Genomic DNA, 23125 nt, shown 5'->3' with positions numbered 1-23125 from the left:
GCCTGGTTCTTCCAGGCTTCGTGCTGTCAGTAGGTTCGAAGTTGTTGGCATGGCTGTCTTTTTTCACTGGATACCCGATATTCGATGCGCAGTCCCAATTGGTTGTTCCTCGTCTTGCTCTTGCTGCTGGCTGGCCTGCAGTACCGCCTCTGGGTGGGGAATGGCAGCTTGGCGCAGGTAACCGACCTGACTCAGCAAATTGCCGATCAGCGCGCTGAAAACGAGCGCCTGCTGGAGCGCAATCGTGTACTCGACGCGGAAGTCATGGAATTGAAGAAAGGCATGGAGACCGTGGAAGAGCGGGCTCGTCATGAACTGGGCATGGTCAAGGAGGGTGAAACCCTCTACCAGTTGGCCCAATGATCCAGTCGCTGCCGGCCTTCTGGGCCGTGATTCCTGCCGCGGGCGTCGGTGCCCGTATGGCCGCGGACCGTCCCAAGCAATACTTGCAACTGGGCGGGCGCACTATTCTCGAACACAGCCTCGGCTGTTTCCTCGACCATCCTTGCCTGAAGGGGCTGGTGGTCAGCCTGGCGCTTGACGATCCTTACTGGCCGACCCTGGCCTGTGCCCACGACCCAAGGATCCAGCGGGTCGAAGGCGGTGCGGAGCGTTCCGGATCGGTCCTCAATGCCTTGCTCCATCTGCATGCCCAGGGCGCTGCGGATGAAGACTGGGTGTTGGTTCACGATGCCGCACGGCCGAACCTGTCCCGTGATGACCTGGACAAGCTGCTGAGCGAACTGGCGGATGATCCTGTGGGCGGCCTGCTCGCGGTGCCGGCCCGTGACACCCTGAAGCGGATCGACAAGCACGGACGGGTGCAGGAAACCGTGGACCGCAGCCTGATCTGGCAAGCCTATACGCCGCAGATGTTCCGTCTTGGCGCCTTGCATCGCGCCCTGGCCGACAGCCTGGTGGCGGATGTGGCGATTACCGATGAAGCGTCGGCGATGGAATGGGCCGGCCAGGCGCCACTCCTGATCGAAGGGCGTTCGGACAACCTCAAGGTGACCCGTCCGGAAGACCTGGAGTGGCTGCGCCAGCGTTGGGCCAATCGCCGCTGAGCGTAGCTTTTCGCGGGCCCCTGTAGCCGCTGCCGCAGGCTGCGAACGGCCCGGAATGGGACGCGTTTTTTGTAGTCGTCATGTACTTCAAGCCGATCGACCGCGTTGTCCGCTATGACGGGTATTGCGTAGCCGATCGCAGCCTGCCGCAGCGGCTACGGATCAATCCTTGTACTCCGGCCGTTTGGCCAACCCCTCCTTGAGATAGTCCACCAGCTTGCGCACCTTGGGCGACAGATGCCGTTGTTGCGGATACAGCGCCCATACCGCGGTATTCGGCGGCTGATGCGCCTCGAGCAGGGAAATCAGGGTGCCCTGATGCAAATGTTCCAGCACGTAATAATCTGGTAGCTGGCAGAGGCCAACCCCCTGTAGCGCTGCATCCAGCACGGCCTGCCCGCTGTTGCAGCGCCAGTTGCCTTGCACCCGCTGGGAGAACTCGCGGCCGTCCTGCTCCAGTTGCCAGATGTCCGAGCTGCCAATCAGGCAGTTGTGCCGACTCAACTCCGACAGGCTGTGGGGGCGGCCGTAGCGTTCCAGGTAGGACGGCGAGGCGCAGAGGTACATGCGGCGTGGCGCCAGGCGGGTCGCCACCAGTCGTGAGTCTTGCAGGCGACCGAGGCGAATGGCCAGGTCCAGGCCCTCATGCACCAGGTCCAGGGGGCGATTGCTCAGTTCGATATCCACCCGCAGTTGCGGATAAAGGCCCATGAAACTGGTGACCAGCGGCACGATAAAACGCTCGCCGTAAGCTACTGCGCAGGTCATGCGCAGCATGCCCTTAGGTTCGCTGGTCAGGTCGCCGACGGCGCGCAATGCCTCTTCGCGCCCGTCCTGCAGGCGCTGGCAATGCTGCAAGAAGGTCTGCCCGGCCTCGGTCAGGGTCACTCGGCGGGTACTTCGATACAGCAGGCGGGTCTGCAGCCGTTCTTCCAGGCGGACGATCTGCCGGCTGATATGGGAAGACGACACTCCGAGGCGCTCCGCGGCGGCAGTGAACTGGCTGCACTCGGCCACGGCGACGAATTCGTCGATGCCTTCCCAGCGGTTCTCGTTCATGGTGATTATCCCTGTACAGCAATAATGTTTTGCTTTTGTCCGGATTATTCATCGTCAGGCGCTGTTTTACACTCCCTGTCTCGTTTTTATTCGCTGGAGACCCAGGATGATCAAGTCACGCGCTGCCGTTGCCTTCGAGGCCAAGAAACCCCTTGAGATCGTTGAGGTCGATGTCGCCATGCCCAAGGCCGGCGAGGTGTTGTTGCGGGTCGTCGCTTCCGGCGTGTGCCACACCGACGCCTACACGCTGTCCGGGGCCGATCCGGAAGGTATCTTCCCGTCGATCCTCGGTCACGAAGGCGGCGCCGTGGTCGAGGCCATCGGCGAGGGCGTGACCTCGGTGGCCGTGGGCGATCACGTGATCCCGCTGTACACCCCGGAATGCGGCAAGTGCAAATTCTGCCTGTCGGGCAAGACCAACCTGTGCCAGGCGATCCGCGCTACCCAGGGCAAGGGTCTGATGCCGGACGGCACCACCCGTTTCTCCTATAAAGGCCAGCCGATTTTCCACTACATGGGCACCTCGACCTTTTCCGAGTACACCGTGTTGCCGGAAATCTCGGTGGCCAAGATCCCTAAAGAAGCGCCTCTGGAAAAAGTCTGCCTGCTGGGTTGCGGCGTCACCACCGGGATCGGCGCGGTGATCAATACCGCCAAGGTCAAGGCTGGCGACACCGTGGCGATCTTCGGCTTGGGCGGCATCGGCCTGTCGGCGGTGATCGGCGCCGTGAAAGCCAAGGCTGGCCGGATCATCGCCATCGACATCAACCCGGCCAAGTTCGAGATCGCCAAACAGCTGGGCGCCACCGATTGCGTGAACCCGAAAGACTTCGACCGGCCGATCCAGGAGGTCATCGTCGACATGACCGACGGCGGCGTGGACTTCTCCTTCGAGTGCATCGGCAACGTGCAGCTGATGCGTGCCGCATTGGAATGCTGCCACAAGGGTTGGGGCGAGTCGGTGATCATCGGCGTGGCCGGTGCCGGCCAGGAAATCTCTACCCGTCCGTTCCAGCTGGTTACCGGACGCGTCTGGCGCGGTTCGGCGTTCGGTGGCGTGCGTGGCCGCTCCGAGTTGCCAAGCTATGTGGAAATGGCCCAGAGCGGCGAAATCCCGTTGGATACCTTCATCACCCATACCATGGGGCTGGAGGACATCAACAAGGCCTTCGACCTGATGCATGAAGGCAAGAGCATCCGTACCGTCATTCATTTCTAAGGAGCAGTGGCAAGCTGCAAGCCGGAAGCTGCAAGAGCGATCACCGTCAACTTGCAGCTTGAAGCTTGAAGCCTGCGGCTGAAATGCCCATGAGTCTGGAAAACCTGTCCTGCCAGAAAAGCTTCGGCGGCTGGCACAAACGCTACAAGCATCATTCCGAGGTGCTGGGCTGCGACATGGTGTTCGCCGTGTACCTGCCGCCGCAGGCGGAGCAGGGCGGCAAGCTGCCGGTGCTGTACTGGTTGTCCGGCCTGACCTGCACCGACGAGAACTTTATGCAAAAGGCCGGTGCCCAGCGTCTGGCCGCCGAGCTGGGGTTGATCATTGTCGCGCCGGATACCAGCCCGCGCGGCCCTGGCGTGCCGGGCGACCCGGATGGCGCGTGGGACTTCGGCCTGGGGGCCGGGTTCTATCTGAATGCCACCCAGCAGCCCTGGGCTGAGCATTACCGCATGCATGACTATGTAGTGCAGGAGCTGCCGGCATTGGTCGAGGCGCATTTCCCGGCCTCGGACAAGCGCGGCATTAGTGGGCATTCCATGGGCGGCCACGGTGCTCTGGTCTGCGCGTTGCGCAATCCGGGGCGCTACCAGTCGGTGTCGGCCTTCGCGCCGATCAGCAACCCGATGGATTGCCCATGGGGGCAGAAAGCCTTTTCCCGTTACCTGGGCGAAGAGCGCTCCCGTTGGCGCGAATGGGATGCTAGCGTGCTGATCCAGGAAGCCAGCGAAAAGTTGCCGTTGTTGGTGGACCAGGGCGATCGTGACGATTTCCTGGCCAATCAGCTCAAGCCCGAAGTGCTGCAACAGGCGGCGAAAGCTGCGGGTCATCCGCTGACGTTGCGCCTGCAACCCGGCTACGACCACAGCTATTTCTTCATCGCCAGCTTCATCGGCGACCACCTGCAGCATCATGCGCGCGCTCTGAGCGGCTAATGTCCGCCAAAGCAGGTAGAATCACGCCCTGACTCAATCAGGGCGTTTTTTTATGCGTATTGGCCACGGCTACGATGTGCACCGTTTCGCTGAAGGCGATTTCATCACTCTGGGCGGCGTGCGTATTGCACACAGCTTCGGGCTGCTCGCCCACTCCGACGGCGACGTGCTGTTGCATGCTCTGAGCGATGCCTTGCTGGGTGCTGCCGCACTGGGCGACATCGGCAAACATTTCCCGGACACCGATCCGCAGTTCAAGGGCGCCGACAGCCGTGCGCTGTTGCGTCATGTCGTCGCACTGATCCATGCCAAGGGCTGGAAGGTCGGCAACGTCGATAACACCATCGTGGCCCAGGCGCCGAAGATGGCCCCCCATATTGAAACGATGCGCGCGCTGATTGCCGCGGATCTGCAAGTCGAGTTGGATCAAGTGAACGTCAAGGCCACCACCACCGAAAAGCTCGGCTTCGTCGGGCGCGAAGAAGGCATCGCCGTGCATTCCGTTGCCTTGTTGCTGCGCGCATGAACGAACTGCAACTGTTGGGCCCGCGGGCCTATGGCGAAGCCCTGGGTAGCGCGGTACTGAAGGCCACCGCCGAAGACTTCCAGGTCGACGAAGTCCTGGACATTCCCCTCACCGGCGAAGGCGAACACCTGTGGTTATGGGTGGAAAAGCGCGGCTTGAACACCGAAGAAGCGGCACGGCGGATTGCCAAGGCCGCGGGTGTGCCGTTGCGCACTGTCAGCTATGCCGGCTTGAAGGATCGCCAGGCGCTGACCCGGCAGTGGTTCAGTGTGCAGTTGCCCGGCAAGGCGGATCCCGATCTGTCGGCGGCTGAAAACGACACGCTGAAGATCCTCAAGCTGACCCGCCACAAGCGCAAGCTGCAACGCGGCGCCCATGCGGCCAACGGCTTTACCCTGCGCCTGACCGAATTGAAGGCAGACAAGGCGGGCATCGAAGAGCGCCTGCAATCGATCGCCAAACACGGCATCCCCAATTATTTCGGCGCCCAGCGTTTTGGCCATAACGGCGGTAACCTGGTCGATGCCCGCGACTGGGCTGCCCGCAAGGCCTTGCCGGAGCAGCGCAATGTACGTTCGCGGCTGCTTTCCACCGCGCGCAGCTATCTGTTCAACCGGGTGCTGGCGGCGCGCGTGGCCGATGGCAGCTGGCAGCGGGCCCAGGTCGGCGACCTGCTGGCCTTCACCGACAGCCGCAGTTTTTTCCCGGCCGGCGAAGCCGAATGCAGCGATCCGCGCCTGGCCATACTCGACTTGCACCCGACCGGCCCGCAGTGGGGCGAAGGCGAATCGCCTGCCGCCGGGGCGACCCAGCTGCTGGAGCAGCAGGTGGCCGCCGCCGAAGCGGATCTGCGCGATTGGTTGATTAAAGCCGGAATGAGCCACGAACGTCGCATCCTGCGGCTGCCCATTGGCGGGTTGACGTGGCATTATCCCGAGCCTGACATTCTGCAACTGGAATTCGTCCTGCCGGCCGGATGCTTCGCCACCGTATTGGTGCGTGAACTCGTCGATCTGGTGCCGGTGGGGCAGACGGACAGCCCATGCGTATTCTGATTTCTAACGACGATGGTGTAACAGCACCCGGTCTCGCCGCGCTTCATGCTGCGCTGGCGGATTACGCCGAGTGCGTGGTGATCGCCCCGGACCAGGACAAAAGCGGCGCCAGCAGCTCGCTGACGCTGGATCGGCCGTTGCACCCGCACACCTTGAGTAACGGTTTCATCAGTATCAATGGCACCCCCACCGATTGCGTGCACCTGGGCCTCAACGGGCTGCTGGAACGCGATCCGGACATGGTCGTGTCCGGAATCAACCTCGGGGCTAACCTGGGTGACGACGTGCTGTATTCCGGCACCGTCGCCGCGGCCCTGGAAGGGCGTTTCCTGAACCTGCCGGCGTTTGCCTTTTCGTTCGTTTCGCGTCAGGTGGATAACCTGCCGACGGCTGCCTATTTCGCCCGCAAACTGGTCGAGGCCCACGGGCAGCTGGATCTGCCACCACGTACCGTGCTGAACGTGAACATTCCCAATCTGCCCATCGATCACATTCGTGGCATTCAGTTGACTCGCCTGGGCCATCGCGCCCGTGCGGCGGCGCCGATGAAGACGGTCGACCCACGCGGCAAGGCCGGTTATTGGATCGCCGCGGCGGGGGACGCCGAGGACGGCGGCCCGGGTACGGACTTCCACGCCATCATGCAGGGTTATGTGTCGATCACGCCGTTGCAGCTCGATCGTACCTTCAATGATGCCTTCAGAAGTCTTGATGGCTGGCTGGAGGGGCTGCGCTGATGGCTCGCGAGCAGGACGATTTGTTGCGTCGCGGTATCGGGATGACTTCCCAGCGTACCCGCGAACGCCTGATCCAGCGTCTTTACGATGAAGGCCTGTCCAACGCCCAGGTACTGGAAGTCATTCGGCGTACACCGCGGCATCTGTTCGTCGACGAGGCCCTGGCGCATCGCGCCTATGAAGACACGGCCCTGCCGATCGGGCACAACCAGACAATCTCGCAGCCTTATATGGTGGCGCGCATGAGCGAGTTGCTGCTGGCGGCTGGCCCGTTGGACAAGGTGCTGGAGATCGGCACCGGGTCGGGTTACCAGACGGCGGTATTGTCGCAATTGGTGGAGCGGGTGTTCTCGGTCGAGCGCATCAAGGTGTTGCAGGATCGGGCCAAGGAGCGTCTGGTCGAGCTGAACCTGCGCAACGTGGTATTCCGCTGGGGCGACGGCTGGGAAGGCTGGCCGGCGCTGGCGCCGTACAACGGGATCATCGTGACGGCGGTTGCCACCGATATCCCCCAGGCTCTGCTGGACCAATTGGCGCCCGGTGGCCGGATGGTGATTCCAGTCGGTGCCGGCGAAGTGCAGCAACTGATGCTGGTCATTCGTGAGGAGCAGGGGTTTTCACGGCAGGTTCTCGGCTCGGTTCGCTTCGTTCCCTTGCTCAATGGGCCATTGGCCTGAGCATTTGTTTGGAACGGGTGAATTCTGTTTGATCGGCTTGGTCTTACAGCTTGATCAATCGGTTAAGTAACCTTGAACCCTGATCGATAGGCTGGTGCCTGCCGATTTCGCTTTGCCGGGAATAAAGCGTGGGCAGCCGGTTATACTTGCGACATTTCATGCCTGAGCCAGGCACTATTTATCTTCAACCACCACAAAGGGAGCGGCGGGTGAGTCTCACAGTCATTGCGCAGCGTATGGGTACAACAAGCTTTCAGCGACTGGTGATTGGCCTTGTCTTGAGTTCTCTGTTGGTCGGCTGTTCGAGCAATAAGTCGAGCAGCGCCCGGGTCGTCGATCGCACCAGCGCGGTACCGCAGCGCCCGACGGTGACCACGGGGCAATACACGGTTCGTCGCGGCGACACCCTGTTCTCCATCGCCTTCCGTTATGGCTGGGACTACAAGGCCCTGGCCGCGCGCAACAATATTGCCGAGCCGTACACCATTCACCCGGGGCAGACCATCCGCTTCGACGGACGCTTGGGTTCGGCCCCGACAGCCGTGGTTACAAAGTCGGCTTCCAGTGCATCTTCTTCAAGTAAAACCACGGTAATTCGTCGTCCGGCAGGGGCCGCGCCAACGATTGCGAGCCAGCCCGCGCCGGCTCCATTACCGCTTGCAGGCCCCGCGCCAAAGGGCTGGGGCTGGCCTGCGAACGGTATTCTGATTGGAAAATTCTCTTCAAACGGTAGTTTGAATAAAGGCATTGATATCGCCGGGGATTTGGGACAGCCTGTTTTAGCTGCGTCTGATGGGACGGTGGTTTACGCCGGGAGTGGCTTAAGGGGCTACGGCGAACTCGTCATCATCAAACACAGCGATACCTACGTCAGTGCTTACGGCCACAGCCGTAGGCTGTTGGTTCGGGAGGGGCAGCAGGTCAAAGTCGGACAGACAATTGCCGAAATGGGATCAACTGGTACAGACCGGGTGAAACTGCACTTTGAGATTCGCCGACAAGGTAAACCTGTAGATCCGCTGCAATTCCTGCCACGTCGTTGATCCGTTACCAAGCCTGTTCCGTCACGTAGAGGGAACAGGTTCCAGCGTTGCCAAGGATAAAGGCGTCGCTTGAGCCTGAGGTCGAACTCACCAAAGGACTATAACAATGGCTCTCAGTAAAGAAGTGCCGGAGTTTGACATCGACGATGAAGTTCTCCTTATGGAGACGGATATCGCCACTGATTCGATGTCGAATGAGGGATCTGCTGTACCTTCAGTTCGTGCCAAATCCAAACACTCCGCTTCATTGAAACAACACAAGTACATTGATTACACGCGAGCGCTCGACGCGACGCAGCTGTATCTCAATGAAATCGGCTTTTCCCCATTGCTCTCTCCGGAAGAAGAAGTTCATTTTGCGCGTCTGTCGCAAAGTGGCGATCCGGCCGGGCGCAAGCGCATGATTGAAAGCAACCTGCGTCTGGTGGTGAAAATCGCCCGGCGTTATGTCAATCGTGGGCTTTCGCTGCTGGACCTGATCGAAGAGGGCAACCTCGGTCTGATCCGGGCGGTGGAGAAGTTCGATCCGGAGCGCGGTTTCCGCTTCTCGACCTATGCCACCTGGTGGATCCGTCAAACCATCGAACGGGCAATCATGAACCAGACCCGGACTATCCGGCTGCCGATTCATGTGGTCAAAGAGCTCAACGTCTACCTGCGGGCAGCACGGGAGCTGACACAGAAACTCGACCATGAACCCTCCCCTGAAGAAATCGCCAACCTGCTGGAGAAACCGGTAGGTGAGGTCAAGCGCATGCTGGGCTTGAACGAGCGGGTTTCTTCAGTCGACGTCTCGCTGGGTCCGGATTCGGATAAAACCCTGCTGGACACCCTCACCGACGATCGTCCTACCGATCCGTGCGAGCTGCTGCAGGATGACGACCTGTCGCAAAGCATCGATCAGTGGCTTTCCGAATTGACCGACAAGCAGCGTGAAGTGGTGGTTCGCCGCTTCGGCTTGCGCGGCCACGAGAGCAGCACCCTGGAAGATGTGGGCCTGGAGATCGGGCTTACCCGAGAGCGGGTACGTCAGATCCAGGTCGAAGGTCTCAAGCGTCTGCGTGAGATCCTCGAGAAGAACGGCCTCTCCAGCGAGTCCCTGTTCCAGTAACGGCACGAGCAGTCCTGCCGTGAAAAGCCCCGACACGTTCGGGGCTTTTTATTGGGTAATCGATAGGAGTCAGATGAAATATGCAGGCGCATGTTCAATAGCTGAACGAGCATGTAAGTAAAGGCTGACTCTTTCGTAAGTGTTCGGTTTTTATGCGGTATGAAAGTTGTCTGTTTGATCTGAGGTTTTTAGTTATCTTATTGATTAATAAGAACTTACTTTAATGATTGGGGCGGTGTTCGACACGTTTTCTACCTGTCAGTGCCATTGCTCTGTCATGGAAACTCTCTAATATCAGCCCTGTGTCGACGGATAGACACAGCCATCAAGGATGATGGTCAGGACATCGCAGGATGCGATTCATCAGGACGATGAAAAGGAACACAGGGACTAGGGAAAAAAGGTGGGCGGGTCATACCGCCCCTTTTTTTGCCTGCGTAAAAGTGAATCCGGAACAGCAAAAAGGCCCGCAAGGGGCCTTTTTGGGGAACGCGAGGTAATCAGCGTTCGAGATCTTTGATCTTGCCTTTGACGCCATCCCACTCTTCAGCATCGGGCAGGGAATCTTTCTTTTCAGTGATGTTGGGCCAGATCTCGGCCAGCTCAACGTTCAACTGAATGAATTCCTGCATCTCTTCTGGAACTTCGTCCTCGGAGAAGATCGCTACAGCGGGGCATTCAGGCTCGCACAGCGCGCAATCAATGCACTCATCCGGGTGAATCACCAGGAAGTTCGGGCCTTCGTAAAAGCAGTCCACCGGACAGACTTCTACGCAGTCGGTGTACTTGCACTTGATGCAGTTGTCGGTGACGACGAAGGTCATTTCTAATTCTCTCCTCAGGCGGCGGCAGCGGAGCCCCTTCAGGACGGGGTCGCCAGGTTCGGGAGCGATAGTCTGCGGACCAGGCTAATAGTCCGCAGCATCCCAAACCGCGCGAGATTCTAACAGCTTGAAAGCATCAGCGTTAGATGCGTGTCTTCAATGTATAGAGCATTTCCAGTGCCTTGCGCGGGGTCATGTCGTCCAGATCGAGCTTGGCCAGGTCATCGAGGACCGGGTGCGGCAGGCTGGCGAACATGTCGCTTTGCTGCGGGACCGAAGGCTTGCCCGCTACCGGAGACGGCGCTTCATGGGGCAGGCTGGTGGTCTCCAGGCGACTCAGGTGCTCGCGGGCGCGGACGATCACATCGCTCGGAACCCCCGCCAGCTGGGCCACGGCCAGGCCATAGCTCTGGCTGGCAGGGCCTGGCAGCACATGGTGCAGGAACACGATGCGTTCGTTGTGCTCGGTGGCATTGAGGTGCACGTTGGCCACCAGCGGTTCGTTTTCCGGCAGGACGGTGAGCTCGAAGTAGTGGGTGGCGAACAGGGTGTACGCCCGCAGCTGGGCGAGACGTTCTGCCGCAGCCCAGGCCAGGGACAGACCATCGAAGGTACTGGTGCCGCGACCCACTTCGTCCATCAGCACCAGGCTGCGCTCGGTGGCGTTATGCAGGATGTTGGCGGTTTCGCTCATTTCCACCATGAAGGTGGAACGACCGCCGGCCAGGTCATCGCTGGAGCCGATCCGGGTAAAGATCCGGTCTACCAGGGACAGCTCGCAGCTCGCTGCCGGCACGAAGCTGCCGATATGGGCCAGCAGCACGATCAGCGCGGTTTGCCGCATATAAGTGGATTTACCACCCATGTTCGGGCCGGTGATTACCAGCATCCGGGTCTGATCGTCCAGGCTCAGGTCGTTGGCCACGAACGGCGTGGTCAGGACCTGCTCGACCACCGGGTGGCGACCCTGGGTGATGCGCATGCATGGCTCGCTGACGAAGCGCGGGCAGTTGAGGTCGAGATTCAGCGCTCGCTCGGCCAGGTTGCTCAGCACGTCCAGTTCAGCCAGTGCCCCCGCGGTGTCCTGCAGCGGCGGCAGGTGACCGATCAGAGTCTCCAGCAAGGCTTCGTAGAGCATCTTCTCGCGGGCCAGGGCGCGGCTCTTGGCGGATAGCGCCTTATCCTCGAAGGCCTTGAGTTCCGGAGTGATGAAGCGTTCGGCGCCCTTGAGGGTCTGGCGCCGGATGTAGTCCGCAGGGGCCTGTTCCGCCTGTTTGCTTGGCAATTCGATGAAGTAGCCGTGAATCCGGTTGTAGCCGACTTTCAGGTTGGCCAGGCCGGTACGGGCCTTTTCCCGGGCTTCCAGGTCGATAAGGAACTGGCCGGCGTTTTCGCTCAGCGATTGCAGCTCGTCCAGCTCGGCGTCGTAACCGGTCTTCAGCACGCCGCCATCGCGGATCACCGCCGGCGGGTTGTCGATGATGGCTTTCTCCAGCAGCGCGGCCAGTTCCGGATAGGTGCTGGTGGTCACGGCCAGTTGGCTCAGGTGCTCGGCCTCGAGTTCGGTCATCGCCACTTGCAGTTCCGGCAGCGCCGCCAGGGCATCGCGCAGGCGCGCCAGGTCGCGGGGACGGGCGTTGCGCAGGCCGATACGGGCGAGGATCCGCTCGATGTCGCCGATCTCCTTGAGCTGCGGTTGCAGCCTTTCGAAGCGATAACCGTCCAGCAGGCAACCGATCGAGGTCTGCCGCGCCTGCAGGACTTTCAAGTCGCGCAGCGGGCGGTTCAGCCAGCGGGTCAGCAGGCGGCTGCCCATGGCGGTCTGGCAACGGTCGACCACCGACTGCAGGGTGTTGTCGCGGCCGCCGGCGAGGTTGGTGTCCAGCTCCAGGTTGCGCCGGCTGGCGCCGTCGAGCACCACAGTGTCGTCCAGGCGCTCGTGACGCAGGCTGCGCAAGTGGGGCAGGGCGGTGCGCTGGGTTTCCTTGGCATAGCTCAGCAGGCAGCCGGCGGCGCCGATGGCCAGGGTCAGGTTCTCGCAGCCGAAACCCTTGAGGTCCTGGGTGGAGAACTGCTGGCACAGGCTTTTGTGGGCCGAGTCGCGTTCGAAGTCCCAGGGCGCGCGACGGCGCACGCCACGGCGCTTTTCCGCCGGCAGGCCTTGTGGCCAGTCGTCCGGGATCAGCAGTTCCACCGGGTTGATGCGTTCCAGCTCGGCCAGCAGGTTTTCCCAGCCCTTGATTTCCAGGACCGTGAAATTGCCGCTGGTGATGTCCAGCACCGCAAGGCCGAACAGGCGCTCGTCGCCCAGCACCGCCGCGATCAGGTTATCCCGGCGTTCGTCGAGCAGGGCCTCGTCGCTGACGGTCCCCGGGGTGATGATCCGCACCACCTGGCGCTCCACCGGGCCCTTGCTGGTGGCCGGATCGCCGACCTGTTCACAGATCACCACCGACTCGCCGAGCTTCACCAGCTTGGCCAGGTAACCTTCGGCGGCGTGATAAGGAATCCCGCACATCGGAATCGCCTGGCCAGCCGACTGCCCGCGCGCGGTCAGGGTGATGTCCAGCAACTTGGCGGCCTTCTTCGCGTCTTCATAGAAGATTTCGTAGAAGTCGCCCATGCGATAGAACATCAGCTGATCGGGGTGCTGGTTCTTGAGGCGCCAGTACTGCTGCATCATCGGCGTGTGGGAGGACAGATCGGTGAGCGCTTTATTCATCGGGTCGTCAGGTTGATTCGTTGAAAGGGTGGGCAAAAGCAGAGGGCATGGGCCCGGCTTTTTCGCGATGGGCGCAAGGTTACCATGGGCGGTCCGACCTTCGCAGGGATGAACCCAGCGGGATTTCGGGTGTTTTATGCATGAATATGCATTTTAGCATTTGCCGTCGGCGAAAATAACCCGCAATATGCGCATTATGCAAAAGCGCAACGTTTCTACCGTCTTAAGAGAGCTGCTCGATCGCGATGGCATTTCCCCCACGGAACTCCATCGGCGTACCGGCGTGCCTCAATCCACCCTTTCGCGGATCCTCAGCGGCAAGATTGTCGATCCTTCGGACAAACACATCTCGCGGATCGCCGAATACTTCCTGGTGAGCACCGATCAACTGCGCGGGCGCGCGGCTGTCGCTCCTGCCCGGTCGGCCGATCCGCATTCGGAACTCAAGGACATAAGTCTGTGGGACGACGATACCCCCGTCGATGACGACGAGGTGTCGGTCCCCTTTCTTCGCGAGGTTGAATTGGCTGCGGGATCAGGAAGATTCGTCATCGAGGAAAGCGAGCGCTCCAGCCTGCGCTTCGGCAAGCGCAGCCTGCGGCACAATGGCGTGCAGTTCGACCAGGCCAAATGCGTGACGGTCCGCGGCAACAGCATGCTGCCGGTGCTGCGCGATGGCGCCACGGTGGGGGTCAATGCCGGCAAGTGCGGTATCGGCGACATCATCGACGGCGACCTGTATGCCATCAACCACAACGGTCAGCTGCGGGTGAAGCAGCTCTATCGCCTGCCTTCCGGCATTCGCCTGCGTAGCTTCAACCGCGACGAACATCCGGATGAGGACTACAGCTTCCAGGAAATGCAGGAAGAACAGATCGTCATCCTCGGTCACGTCTTCTGGTGGGGCATGTACGCCCGTTAACCGCAGCCCATAATGCCAAAGCCCGCCATCGAGCGGGCTTTTTTGTGCCCGCGGAAAACCCTCCACGCCTTTATTTATGCGGTTCTCATGCGCAGATGCATTTGTCGCGCATAAATAAATGCATTTGTGCATTGACTGTATATGCATCCATGCATATTATTCGTTCCAAGCCGCCCGACAGCGGCGAGCAACACCGCTCTTTAGTGGCAAAAGCAAAGGCAGCGATGAACCGGCCTCGACGGTTCAGAGGGTTGGCAACTGACCCGGGTGTGCAGCGTAAAGCACCGTGAACAGTTATCCGGCGGACAGGGTCGCGGTCGGAGGAACAATTTGAATGGATCCGTACCGCGCCAGTAGCGCCGAACGATCAGGTCCCCTTGAAACTGGACCGCATTACTGAAAAGCCCGGGTGACCGGGCTTTTTGGAATGCCTACCTATCGTGGGTCACACCGGGATATGCACGATTGATACACAAGCCAATTGATTACCGGGCCAGCGCATTGGCCTTTTCCACTCAGGAGGAGTGACATGACAAACGAGCAACAAGCGTTGCTGGACATGCCCATCTGGCTTGTCATCGTCCTTGCCCTGGTGGGTGGGGTGTCCGGCGAAATGTGGCGCGCCGACAAGGAGGGCGCCCGCGGCTGGTTGCTGCTGCGGCGCCTGGCCCTGCGCTCCGGGGCCTGCGTGATTTGCGGGGTCTCGACCATCATGCTGCTGTACGCCGCCGGCGTATCGATCTGGACCGCCGGCGCCTTCGGTTGCCTGACCGCCATGGCAGGCGCCGATGTGGCCATCGGGCTCTACGAGCGCTGGGCGGCCAAGCGGCTCGGTGTGTGTGAGGTGCCGCCCAAGGATCCCCGCTCGGACGCCTGAACAACCGCCGCAAGCATTCGTTCATTCATTAAGTCGACCCTGCCGCCTTATCTACGTGGATATCTACCCGCCTGACGCAGGACGCGTACTCGTATTGAACGGTGCTCAATCAACCCTCCCGGCCGGGAGGTGCCAGATACGGCCCAGCGTCGTACACCCATTCGCTTCAAAGAGAGGCAAAACCATGATCCCAATCGACTACAACAGCTACCGCACCCTCGCGCCCTACAACAAGCGGGTGCGTTTCCTGGTGCTGCATTACACGGCGCTGAACTTCGAGGCATCGGTCAAGGCGCTGACCACTGGCGCGGCGAGTGCCCATTACCTGATCCCGGCGCTGCAGGACCCGACGTATCAGGCCGCGGGCTTCCAGGAACAACGAATCTTCAACCTGGTGGCCGAAGAAGACCGCGCCTGGCATGCCGGTGTCAGTGACTGGGCCGGTCGCAGCGGCTTGAACGACACCTCCATCGGCATTGAGATCGTCAATGAGGCCACCGATGTCAATGGCGTCTTCACGTTCCCGGACTACGAACGCTCCCAGGTCGAGGCGCTCAAGCAACTGGCCCTGAATATTCTCCTGCGTTATCCGGACCTGTCGCCGAAAAACGTGGTGGGCCACTCCGATATCGCGGTGGGCCGCAAATCCGATCCGGGCCCCAAGCTGCCCTGGAAAGAGCTCTACAAAGCCGGGATTGGCGCCTGGTACGACGAGCCGACCAAGAGGAAATACGTCCAGCAATTCCGCGCCGCGGGACTACCCGAACGTGCCGAAGTGCTCAAGGCTTTCGCCACCTACGGCTATGGCGTGCCGGCCCAGGCAACGGACGATTTCTTCCAGTCGCTGGTGCGGGCGTTCCAGATGCACTTCAGGCCGAAGAACTACACCGGGAAACTGGACGTGGAAACCTGCGCGATTCTTTATGCGCTGAATGAGAAGTACGCCTGATTCGATCAAGGCGAACCGCTCGCAGGGCAGGGGGCTCCATCGAAGGTGATGCCGGACCTCAGCGAAGTCTCGTGAGCCATCCGTTGCATCACCCATTCCGTTCCTGACGTCGCTCGCCGACCTGGCGATCAAGAATCCTGCCCAAACCGGCATTCGCTGTTCCTCTATCTCGCGCGACATCCACAGCGCTCCTGCGCAACTTCAACCCCTGATATCTGAACAGGAGGCCTCTCTATGCCCGCAGTCATCGACAAGCCGTCGCAGCTGTTTTTCGCCATTGCCGAAACCCTGCGAGGGGCGGGCCTTGGCCTCAAGGTTGGCAGTCACCAGGACTTCGATGGTCTGCTCGACCAGGCTTGGGTGCTGATGGCGATCGAGCGCGATGCCCCGGGCATGCGCAGCCAGGAAGGGCGTATCGCCCATGTCCTGACGATCTCGCTGCAAGCCGTGGCGGCTGTGGGGGTCGAGCGGTCCGGGTTCGAGGCCTGCGATCTGGCCAGCGTGCTGAAGGACCTGGCCACGGATAACCGCTGGGGATTGCCGGCAGCGCAATGCGACCTGCCGATGAACCTCGAGGGTCTGACCTCGACCCTGATTCGCGGTGAGCAGCAGCACGCGGCCTGGACGCTGTCGTTCACCCAGACGCTGTATCTAGGGCAGCCCTTGCTGGACGACCCGACCGGTATACCGAAGTTCGCCCGCACCTGGGAAGTCTCGAACATCGACGACCCCGACCAATACCAAGCACTGGAGGGCTGAGCCATGTTTGACGAGCTGCTGCGCATGCAGTTGGGCCCGATCATCGAGCGCCTGGCCGAGATGGAAACCGAACTCGATGACTTGCACCGGCGGGCGGAAAACCACTGCCGTATCGGTGTGTGCCAGGCGGTCGATGCGGCCAGCAACACCTGCCGGGTCAGCCACGGAGAGCTGCTGACCCCGGCGATCCGCTTCTTCAACCCCAGCGCCGGCGCGCAAAGCGAATCGCGCATTCCCTCCGTGGGCGAGCAGTGCCTGCTGTTCAACTACGGTGGCGGCGACGGCGGCGCGCAGTCGGTGGCGCTGTTTGGCCTCAACTGCGACCGCTTTCCACCGGTGTCGACCCTGGCCGCGCTGACCCGCCGCCAATACGCCGATGGCACCCAAAGCAGTTATGACGATGCCGGTCATGTCTTGAGCTGGAGCAATGGCCCGACCGCGCTGACCGCCTCCCGCGAGGCGGTCGAGTTGAGCATCGGTCCCGCCCGGCTGGCGATGCGGCCCGAGGCGATCGAGCTGCGGTTGGGCGCGGTCGGCATCTTGCTCGACAGCGCCGGCATCCACTTCAGCGGCCCCTTGGTGGAACACCAGGGCCGCGTTATCAGCCCTTGATTAAGAGGCTTCCCATGATTGGAGTCGATAGAAACACCGGCGCCGCGGTCGATGACTGGCTGCAGTTCGTGCAGCGCGCGACCCGGGCCCTGACCACGCCGCTGGGCACGCGGCAGAAGCGCCCGTTGTACGGCTCGCTGATTCCCGACCTGCTGGGCCAGAACCTCGGCGATGACTTGCTGATCCTCGCCCAGAGCCATGCGGCGCAGGCGTTCTATAACGAGCAGAACGGCATCGGCGATTTCGAGCCGCAGGTCATAGTCGCCAGCCGGCGCGGCGCCGGGTTGCTGTTGCGCTTCGCCGGCACCTGGAAAAACCGCCAACAGACGTTCGAGGTCGTGACATGAGCATGCTGATACCCGGTGAACACCAGTTGGCCGAGCCGGCCATTGTCACCGTCGAAGAGTTCGAGCCACTGCTCGCCGAGTTCAAGGCCTTCGTCGTCGATTACGTGGCCCAGCGTTCCCCTGCCAATGCGCAGAAACTCCAGGCCAGCCTGGCCAATGAAAGCGAGCTGCTGACCCTGGCGCTGGAAGCCTTTTGCCTGCGCCTGCAAACCCATGAGCGCAAGTACAACGCTCGCATCAAGCAGATGCTGGCCTGGTGGGCCACCGGCAGCAATCTCGATGCACGGCTGGCGGACATGGGCCTGGAGCGGCAGTTGCTCGACCCGGGCGATCCGGCGGCCTTTCCGCCGGTGCCCGCGGTCTATGAAAGCGACGAAGATGCGCGCCTGCGCTACTACCTGGCGCCCCACGCACCGGCCGCCGGTTCGCGCATGCAGTACCGCCGCGAAGTCTTCACCCTCGGCGAGCGGCCGATGGTGAAGGTGGACTCCACCGAGGCGGGCGTGGTGACCGTCACCTACACCTTCGACCCGGACGGTTTCGCCGCTCAGGTCAAGGATGGCAACGGGCGCCGTACCGCGCCGGGCGAAGTCCAGGTCACGGTGCTCTCGCGGGAAGGCGACGGCACGCCGTCCGAGGACCTGCTCGAAGGCGTGCGCAATCACTTTGCGCGACCGGACGTGAAGCCGGAAACGGATCGGGTGACGGTGCAGGCGGCACAGATCAAACCCTACAAGATCCGCGTGGTGGCCAAGATCAACCCGGGGCCCGATTCCGGACTGACCCAGCTCGCTACGCAGCAGCAATTGCAGGCGTACGCCGACAGCTGCCATCGCCTGGAAGGGCGGGTGGATCCGAGCTGGATCGATTACACCCTGCATGCCGCAGGTGCGGTGCAGTTGGAGATTCTCGAACCCTTGGCGCCGATCGTCACGACGGCCTTCCAGGCGCCGTACTGCACGGATGTCGAGGTTGAGGTGCTCACGCTATGAAGGACGAAGCCGCTCACCCAAGTCTCCTGCCGGTCAACAGCTCGCCTTTGGAACGAGCGCTCGACCTCGGTTTTGCCCGCTTGCTCGAACGTGTCGCGCCGCCGTTTCCGGAGCTGATGAGCCCCGCCGAAACGCCGGTGGAGTTCTTGCCTTATCTTGCGGCTGATCGGGGTGTCGGCGAGTGGCGCTCCGAAGCGCCCGAGGCCGAAAAACGCTTGACGGTCGAACTGGCCTGGCCCACCGCGCGCCAGGCCGGTACACGCAAAGCGCTGGAAAATGCCGCCAAGGGTTTGCAACTGATACCCGAGGTTCGCGCCTGGTATGAGCAGACCCCAGCGGGGGCGCCTTACAGCTTTTCGGTCAGGGCCTTCACCGAGCAGCCCTACAGCGAAGAGATCGACGCGCGCCTCGATCGGCGCCTGGCGGATGCCAAAAGTGAACGCGACACCTTGGCGATATCCGTGGGCCTGAGCGCATTCGGTTCCCACTCCATCGCGGCGGCGACCGTCTGCGGCGAGTTGACCATCATCTACCCGATCGTCGTCGAGGGGCTCGAAGCCTCGGGCCAGGCCTTTATGGCCGCCGGGCTGTACAGCGTCGAAACATCCACTATTTATCCTCAGGGGTCCTAAATGGCCGACTATTACACCCTGCTCACCAATGCGGGGATCGCCTACGAAACTGCCTGCAAGGCAGCAGGCGTACCGATCAAGCTGTCGCAGATTTCCGTCGGTGACGGCGGTGGCGCGGTTTACAACCCGGCGGCGACCGACACTGCCCTCAAGCGCGAAGTCTGGCGCGGCCCGTTGAACGCCCTGTTCCAGGACGAGAAAAACCCCAGCTGGCTGCTGGCCGAAGTGACCATCCCGCCCGATGTCGGCGGCTGGTATGTGCGCGAGGCCGGCCTGTGGACCGATACCGGAATCCTTTACGCCATCGTCAAGTATCCGGAGTCGTTCAAGCCGGTGCTGGCGACTTCCGGGTCGGGGAAAGAGTTCTATATCCGCTCGATTTTCGAGACCAGTAATGCGTCGCTGGTGACGCTGCTGATCGACGATACGGTGGTCAAGGCGACGCGGGCTTGGGTGGCGGGTTATGTCGCCGATGAATTGGCCAAGCTCGACGCGAAGCAGTCAGTGAGGGCGTCGACCACAGGGAATATCGTCTTAAGCGCTGCGCAGATGATTGATGGTGTCGCGGTGCTGGCTGGTGATCGGGTGCTTGTCAAGAATCAGACCCTGGCTAAGGACAACGGCATCTATGTCGTTGCCAATGAACTATGGACTCGTGCAAAAGATGCGGATAACAACGCCAAGATAACCCCGAACCTGACGATTTCGGTAGAAGAGGGGGCGACGCAGGCTGATACGATCTGGCAACTGATTACTGATGGTCAGATTGTACTGGGCACTACCGCGCTCGCTTTTCAGGATGTGACAGCGGGTTTCGCACGTCTGCTTTCGCCGGCATTTGTGGGGAGCCCTACCGGCCCGACTCCTCCGCGCTTTAATAACTCCAAGTTGCTTGCCACAACCGAATTCGTTCGGTTGGCTCAGGGCAGTCGCAGTGGCTACATCGACTATCAGGCGGCAAGCGGAACGGTCCCGGTGTCTGATGCCGGAAAATACATTGGATTTAACCGCGGGGCTGCACAGGCGTACGCGCTCCCCGACGCAAACACGCTTCCCTTAGGAACGAGCTTCTACCTTGAGGCTGTCGGAGGGGACGTTTCGCTAACGGCGCCAAACTCAAGGTTTGCAGGGCCTGCAGCGCAGATGGTGTCATCTTCATATGTCCTGAGGAACGGCAGCGCCTGCGAGTTCATTGTCATGTCCAGTGCTTCGGTTGGCGAACCGGGTTTTTCATATCGAGTGATTGGTGGGGTTGGTAAAGCCTTAGTTGCGCGGAATGGCTATGAACGTATGCCGAATGGCTTAATTCGTATGTGGGGGGATGGTGGCGCGGGCGGTCACGCAAATCATTGCGCGTTCGGCAACTCAATTGTGAAAAGTACCTATAACGCCTTCCCTATCCCTTTTCCAAATGAGTTATTCGGTGTTGTGGCCACTCACAATAGTGCAGGCTGTCCGTCAGTTGTAATAGTGACCACCGGTGAAACTAATAATGGTTTTTATGCTGCTGGTAGCTGGACTACTGATACTTCTATTCGTTGGCAAGCTATTGGCCGTTAGGAGTTATTGACATGAAATTTAGCCCAACTAATGGACAGTTTTATCCTGACGACTTTGGTTATCGGAAAGATGATATTCCAGACGATGTTATTGATGTTTTTGAAGAAGATTTCACCGCGGCCATGGCTCGTCAGCCAGGCGATTTACTTTCTGTCAAGGATGGCCGTGTTGTGGTTTTGCCAGCACCTGAGGTCGATCTTATCGAGCGCTCGGCAGCACTTGAACGCTTCTGGCGTTCTCAGAGGCTTTTGCTAACGGACGCGGCGGTTATTCGTCACCGTGACGAGCAAGAGGAGGGGGGGCAAACGACCCTCTCAATGGAGCAATACATACAATTGCAGTCATTCCGTCGTGCTCTTCGCGATTGGCCCGAGTCGGGTGACTTTCCGTTGATCGATCACCGCCCCTCTGCGCCCGATTGGCTGGCTGAACAACTCCAATAAACGCCCCGCACCGACGGGGCGTTTTCTTGTCCGCAAAGCAATACACAACACTCAACAGCCTCATTCACCTGGGGCTTTTTCGTATCTGGAGAGACTGAAATGGCTAACCGCCAAACCTACACCGTCCTCGTGCCGTTCCCCACCGGTGGCGGCCACTGGTCGAAGGTCGACCAACAGCTCGATCTGCTCGACGTCGAGGCCAGTGCCTTGCGTGCCGCCGGTCGCCTGGAACTGACCAGCGTCCTCGCGGCGCGCCAACCGGCCGAACCGGCCACTCCATCCACCGCGGCCAAGAAAGCCGCTGCCAAGAAGGCTGAATAACCATGGCTGAGGTCCTGAACTTCGAGCACAACGGCATTACCGTCAATGCCACCGAATCCCCCGAGGCCATGGGTGGCCTGGGTGACAACGTCATCGGTCTGGTCGGCACCGCGCCGAAGGCTGACCCGCTGATTCCGCGCAATGCGCCGTTCCGCATCAACAGCTTCACCAGCCAGGCCCTGCTGGATCCGACCGGCGCTGAGTCGGGCACCCTGTTCCAGGCGGTGTACCAGATCCTCAAAGTGGTCAAGGTCCCGGTCTATGTGGTGATCGTCGAAGAGGGCGCGACCCCGGCCGACACCGTCAACAACGTGATTGGCGGCGTCGATGCCACCACCGGCCGCAAGCTCGGCCTGGCTGCCCTGGGCAGTGTCCCGGAAGACCTGACCATTATCGGCGCGCCGGGCTTTACCGGCACCAAGGCGGTGGCCGGTGAGTTCGCTGCCTTCGGCAAGCGCATCAAGGCCCGTGTGGTGCTCGACGGCAAGGACGCCTCGGTCGCCGACCAGGTGACTTACAGCAAGGAACTGGGCGGCGCGGACCTGGGTTTCGACCGTTGCCTGGTGGTGCACAACATGCCGGCCGTGTACTCCAAGGCGGCGAAGAAGAACGTGTTCCTGGCGCCGTCGAGCCTGGCTATCGCCGCGCTGGCCAAGGTCAAGCAGTGGGAGAGCCCGGGCAACCAGGTGACCTTCGCCGAAGACGTCTCGCGCACCGTGGAATACAACATCCTCGACACCTCGACCGAGGGCGACCTGCTCAACCGCTATGGCGTCAGCTACTACGCCCGCACCGTGCTCGGCGGCTTCTCGCTGCTGGGTAACCGCTCCATCACCGGCAAATTCATCAGCTATGTCGGCCTGGAAGACGCCATCAGCCGCAAGCTGGTCAAGGCCGGGCAGAAAGCCATGGCCAAGAACCTGACCAAGTCCTTCATGGACCAGGAGGTCAAGCGCATCAACGACTGGCTGCAGACCCTGGTCGCCGACGAAACCATCCCGGGCGGCAGCGTGTACCTGCACCCCGAGCTGAACAGCGTCGAGAAGTACAAGAACGGTACCTGGTACGTGGTCATCGACTACGGCCGCTACGCGCCGAACGAACACATGGTGTATCAGCTCAACGCCCGCGATGAAATCATCGAGCAGTTCCTGGAGGATGTTCTCTAATGTTTACCAACCGCGTAAGACAGGCCATTGCGGCCACCCTGCAAGGCCTGCCGTTGTCGGCGACCGTGGAAGAGTTCACCCCGCCGAAGATCGAGTTCGACATGGAAGAGATGCGCGGCGGGCGCTTTATCGGCGAAGAAATGGCCAAGGGCGGCAAGGTGCTCAACGCCAAGCTGACCCTCCAGGGCGTAGGCCCGGAAATCATGCTCGCCCTCGGCGTGAGCGTGGGCGACGACGTTCTGTTGAATGTGCGTGAAGCCGGCCAGGACCAGGACGGCAATACTTACTTCACCTACCACACGGTCGGCGGCAAGTTGAAATCCCTGGAAGAGACGATGCTGAAAATGGGTGAAAAGCCCAAGACCAATCTGGAACTCAGCTGCCGTACCTACAACCGCCTGGAAAACGGCGTGCCGGTGATCGACATCGACGTGCGTACCCAGAAGTTCATGCTCAACGGCGTCGACATCCTCGGTGATGCGCGCCGCGCTGTGTTGATGCCGTAACCCGCGACACTTCCCCTCTGTAGGCGCGAGCCGGCTCGTGATGACGGCCTGACAGCCCGCA

Annotated in this window: 26 protein-coding genes; 23 read left to right on the top strand and 3 right to left on the bottom strand. The window is 61.0% G+C overall.

Annotated features, from left to right (window positions below; genetic code table 11):
• The first annotated feature begins 84 nt into the window (after window positions 1-84).
• Window positions 85-363 carry a cell division protein FtsB gene (ftsB, locus tag BM019_RS06480; protein ID WP_007924039.1) on the top strand — a complete coding sequence of 93 codons (279 nt, stop codon included), beginning with the start codon at window positions 85-87 and terminating at the stop codon, window positions 361-363.
• Entirely contained in the window at window positions 360-1067 is a 708-nt protein-coding gene (ispD, locus tag BM019_RS06475) for a 2-C-methyl-D-erythritol 4-phosphate cytidylyltransferase (protein WP_092417868.1), read from the top strand. Before ftsB ends, ispD begins: the two co-directional genes overlap by 4 nt.
• 162 nt (window positions 1068-1229) lie before the next feature.
• On the opposite strand, the gene BM019_RS06470 is transcribed toward ispD, so the two are convergent.
• Complete coding sequence (locus BM019_RS06470) at window positions 1230-2126, bottom strand: LysR substrate-binding domain-containing protein (protein ID WP_009047227.1); 897 nt, start codon at window positions 2124-2126, stop codon at window positions 1230-1232.
• Between the two features lie 106 nt (window positions 2127-2232).
• On the opposite strand from BM019_RS06470, the gene BM019_RS06465 reads away from it, so the two are divergent.
• The 8 genes from BM019_RS06465 (at window position 2233) to rpoS (ending at window position 9429) form a co-directional block, all read left to right on the top strand.
• Window positions 2233-3345 (top strand): S-(hydroxymethyl)glutathione dehydrogenase/class III alcohol dehydrogenase, encoded by a 1113-nt coding sequence (locus BM019_RS06465; RefSeq protein ID WP_007924035.1) that lies wholly within the window; start codon window positions 2233-2235, stop codon window positions 3343-3345.
• Between the two features lie 83 nt (window positions 3346-3428).
• Window positions 3429-4280 (top strand): S-formylglutathione hydrolase, encoded by an 852-nt coding sequence (gene fghA / locus BM019_RS06460; RefSeq protein ID WP_162094495.1) that lies wholly within the window; start codon window positions 3429-3431, stop codon window positions 4278-4280.
• Between the two features lie 52 nt (window positions 4281-4332).
• Window positions 4333-4806 (top strand): 2-C-methyl-D-erythritol 2,4-cyclodiphosphate synthase, encoded by a 474-nt coding sequence (ispF, locus tag BM019_RS06455; RefSeq protein ID WP_007924033.1) that lies wholly within the window; start codon window positions 4333-4335, stop codon window positions 4804-4806.
• A complete protein-coding gene (truD, locus tag BM019_RS06450) occupies window positions 4803-5861 on the top strand; it encodes a tRNA pseudouridine(13) synthase TruD (RefSeq protein ID WP_092417867.1) in 1059 nt (352 codons plus the stop codon). Before ispF ends, truD begins: the two co-directional genes overlap by 4 nt.
• Window positions 5849-6598: a 5'/3'-nucleotidase SurE gene (gene surE, locus BM019_RS06445; RefSeq protein ID WP_009042402.1), complete on the top strand. Its 750-nt coding sequence runs from the start codon at window positions 5849-5851 to the stop codon at window positions 6596-6598. Before truD ends, surE begins: the two co-directional genes overlap by 13 nt.
• A 41-nt stretch (window positions 6599-6639) precedes the next feature.
• Window positions 6640-7275 (top strand): protein-L-isoaspartate(D-aspartate) O-methyltransferase, encoded by a 636-nt coding sequence (locus BM019_RS06440; protein ID WP_172963011.1) that lies wholly within the window; start codon window positions 6640-6642, stop codon window positions 7273-7275.
• A gap of 209 nt (window positions 7276-7484) precedes the next feature.
• A complete protein-coding gene (locus tag BM019_RS06435) occupies window positions 7485-8318 on the top strand; it encodes a peptidoglycan DD-metalloendopeptidase family protein (protein WP_092417866.1) in 834 nt (277 codons plus the stop codon).
• Window positions 8319-8424: 106 nt separating this feature from the next.
• Window positions 8425-9429, top strand: a complete 1005-nt coding sequence (gene rpoS / locus BM019_RS06430; protein WP_007924026.1) for an RNA polymerase sigma factor RpoS — start codon at window positions 8425-8427, stop codon at window positions 9427-9429.
• Between the two features lie 500 nt (window positions 9430-9929).
• On the opposite strand, the gene fdxA is transcribed toward rpoS, so the two are convergent.
• Both fdxA and mutS read right to left on the bottom strand, forming a co-directional pair.
• Complete coding sequence (gene fdxA, locus BM019_RS06425) at window positions 9930-10253, bottom strand: ferredoxin FdxA (RefSeq protein WP_007924025.1); 324 nt, start codon at window positions 10251-10253, stop codon at window positions 9930-9932.
• Between the two features lie 142 nt (window positions 10254-10395).
• Entirely contained in the window at window positions 10396-12975 is a 2580-nt protein-coding gene (gene mutS, locus BM019_RS06420) for a DNA mismatch repair protein MutS (RefSeq protein WP_009042404.1), read from the bottom strand.
• 187 nt (window positions 12976-13162) lie between these two features.
• Here mutS and BM019_RS06415 point away from each other — a divergent pair, with 187 nt between their 5' ends.
• The 13 genes from BM019_RS06415 to BM019_RS06355 all read left to right on the top strand — a co-directional run bounded on the left by BM019_RS06415 (window position 13163) and on the right by BM019_RS06355 (window position 23064).
• On the top strand, window positions 13163-13897 hold the full coding sequence (locus BM019_RS06415; RefSeq protein WP_173679781.1) for a LexA family transcriptional regulator: 735 nt from the start codon (window positions 13163-13165) through the stop codon (window positions 13895-13897).
• Window positions 13898-14426: 529 nt separating this feature from the next.
• The gene (locus BM019_RS06410) at window positions 14427-14774 is read left to right on the top strand and encodes a phage holin family protein (protein ID WP_007924020.1); all 348 of its coding nucleotides are present in this window, start codon (window positions 14427-14429) and stop codon (window positions 14772-14774) included.
• Between the two features lie 184 nt (window positions 14775-14958).
• Window positions 14959-15723, top strand: coding sequence for an N-acetylmuramoyl-L-alanine amidase (locus BM019_RS06405; RefSeq protein ID WP_092417865.1), 765 nt, complete (start codon window positions 14959-14961; stop codon window positions 15721-15723).
• A 234-nt stretch (window positions 15724-15957) separates the two neighbouring features.
• Window positions 15958-16482, top strand: coding sequence for a hypothetical protein (locus tag BM019_RS06400; RefSeq protein WP_092417864.1), 525 nt, complete (start codon window positions 15958-15960; stop codon window positions 16480-16482).
• Between the two features lie 3 nt (window positions 16483-16485).
• The gene (locus BM019_RS06395) at window positions 16486-17094 is read left to right on the top strand and encodes a phage baseplate assembly protein V (protein ID WP_007924013.1); all 609 of its coding nucleotides are present in this window, start codon (window positions 16486-16488) and stop codon (window positions 17092-17094) included.
• A 14-nt stretch (window positions 17095-17108) separates the two neighbouring features.
• On the top strand, window positions 17109-17441 hold the full coding sequence (locus BM019_RS06390; RefSeq protein WP_007924012.1) for a phage baseplate protein: 333 nt from the start codon (window positions 17109-17111) through the stop codon (window positions 17439-17441).
• The gene (locus BM019_RS06385; RefSeq protein ID WP_092417863.1) at window positions 17438-18433 is read left to right on the top strand and encodes a baseplate J/gp47 family protein; all 996 of its coding nucleotides are present in this window, start codon (window positions 17438-17440) and stop codon (window positions 18431-18433) included. Before BM019_RS06390 ends, BM019_RS06385 begins: the two co-directional genes overlap by 4 nt.
• Window positions 18430-19065, top strand: coding sequence for a phage tail protein I (locus BM019_RS06380; RefSeq protein ID WP_092417862.1), 636 nt, complete (start codon window positions 18430-18432; stop codon window positions 19063-19065). Before BM019_RS06385 ends, BM019_RS06380 begins: the two co-directional genes overlap by 4 nt.
• Window positions 19066-20625: a phage tail protein gene (locus BM019_RS06375; RefSeq protein WP_092417861.1), complete on the top strand. Its 1560-nt coding sequence runs from the start codon at window positions 19066-19068 to the stop codon at window positions 20623-20625.
• An 11-nt stretch (window positions 20626-20636) separates the two neighbouring features.
• On the top strand, window positions 20637-21068 hold the full coding sequence (locus BM019_RS06370; protein ID WP_092417860.1) for a hypothetical protein: 432 nt from the start codon (window positions 20637-20639) through the stop codon (window positions 21066-21068).
• A 99-nt stretch (window positions 21069-21167) separates the two neighbouring features.
• Entirely contained in the window at window positions 21168-21389 is a 222-nt protein-coding gene (locus BM019_RS06365) for a hypothetical protein (RefSeq protein WP_009042414.1), read from the top strand.
• A 2-nt stretch (window positions 21390-21391) separates the two neighbouring features.
• Window positions 21392-22558: a phage tail sheath protein gene (locus BM019_RS06360; protein WP_092417859.1), complete on the top strand. Its 1167-nt coding sequence runs from the start codon at window positions 21392-21394 to the stop codon at window positions 22556-22558.
• Window positions 22558-23064: a phage major tail tube protein gene (locus tag BM019_RS06355; RefSeq protein ID WP_092417858.1), complete on the top strand. Its 507-nt coding sequence runs from the start codon at window positions 22558-22560 to the stop codon at window positions 23062-23064. Before BM019_RS06360 ends, BM019_RS06355 begins: the two co-directional genes overlap by 1 nt.
• Window positions 23065-23125: the final 61 nt, after the last annotated feature.

It is taken from the genome of Pseudomonas sp. NFPP07, from assembly GCF_900115645.1.
Classification (GTDB): domain Bacteria; phylum Pseudomonadota; class Gammaproteobacteria; order Pseudomonadales; family Pseudomonadaceae; genus Aquipseudomonas; species Aquipseudomonas chlororaphis.
The sequence above is the reverse complement of the archived record's forward strand: the minus strand, read 5'-3'. Positions and strand labels throughout refer to the sequence as shown.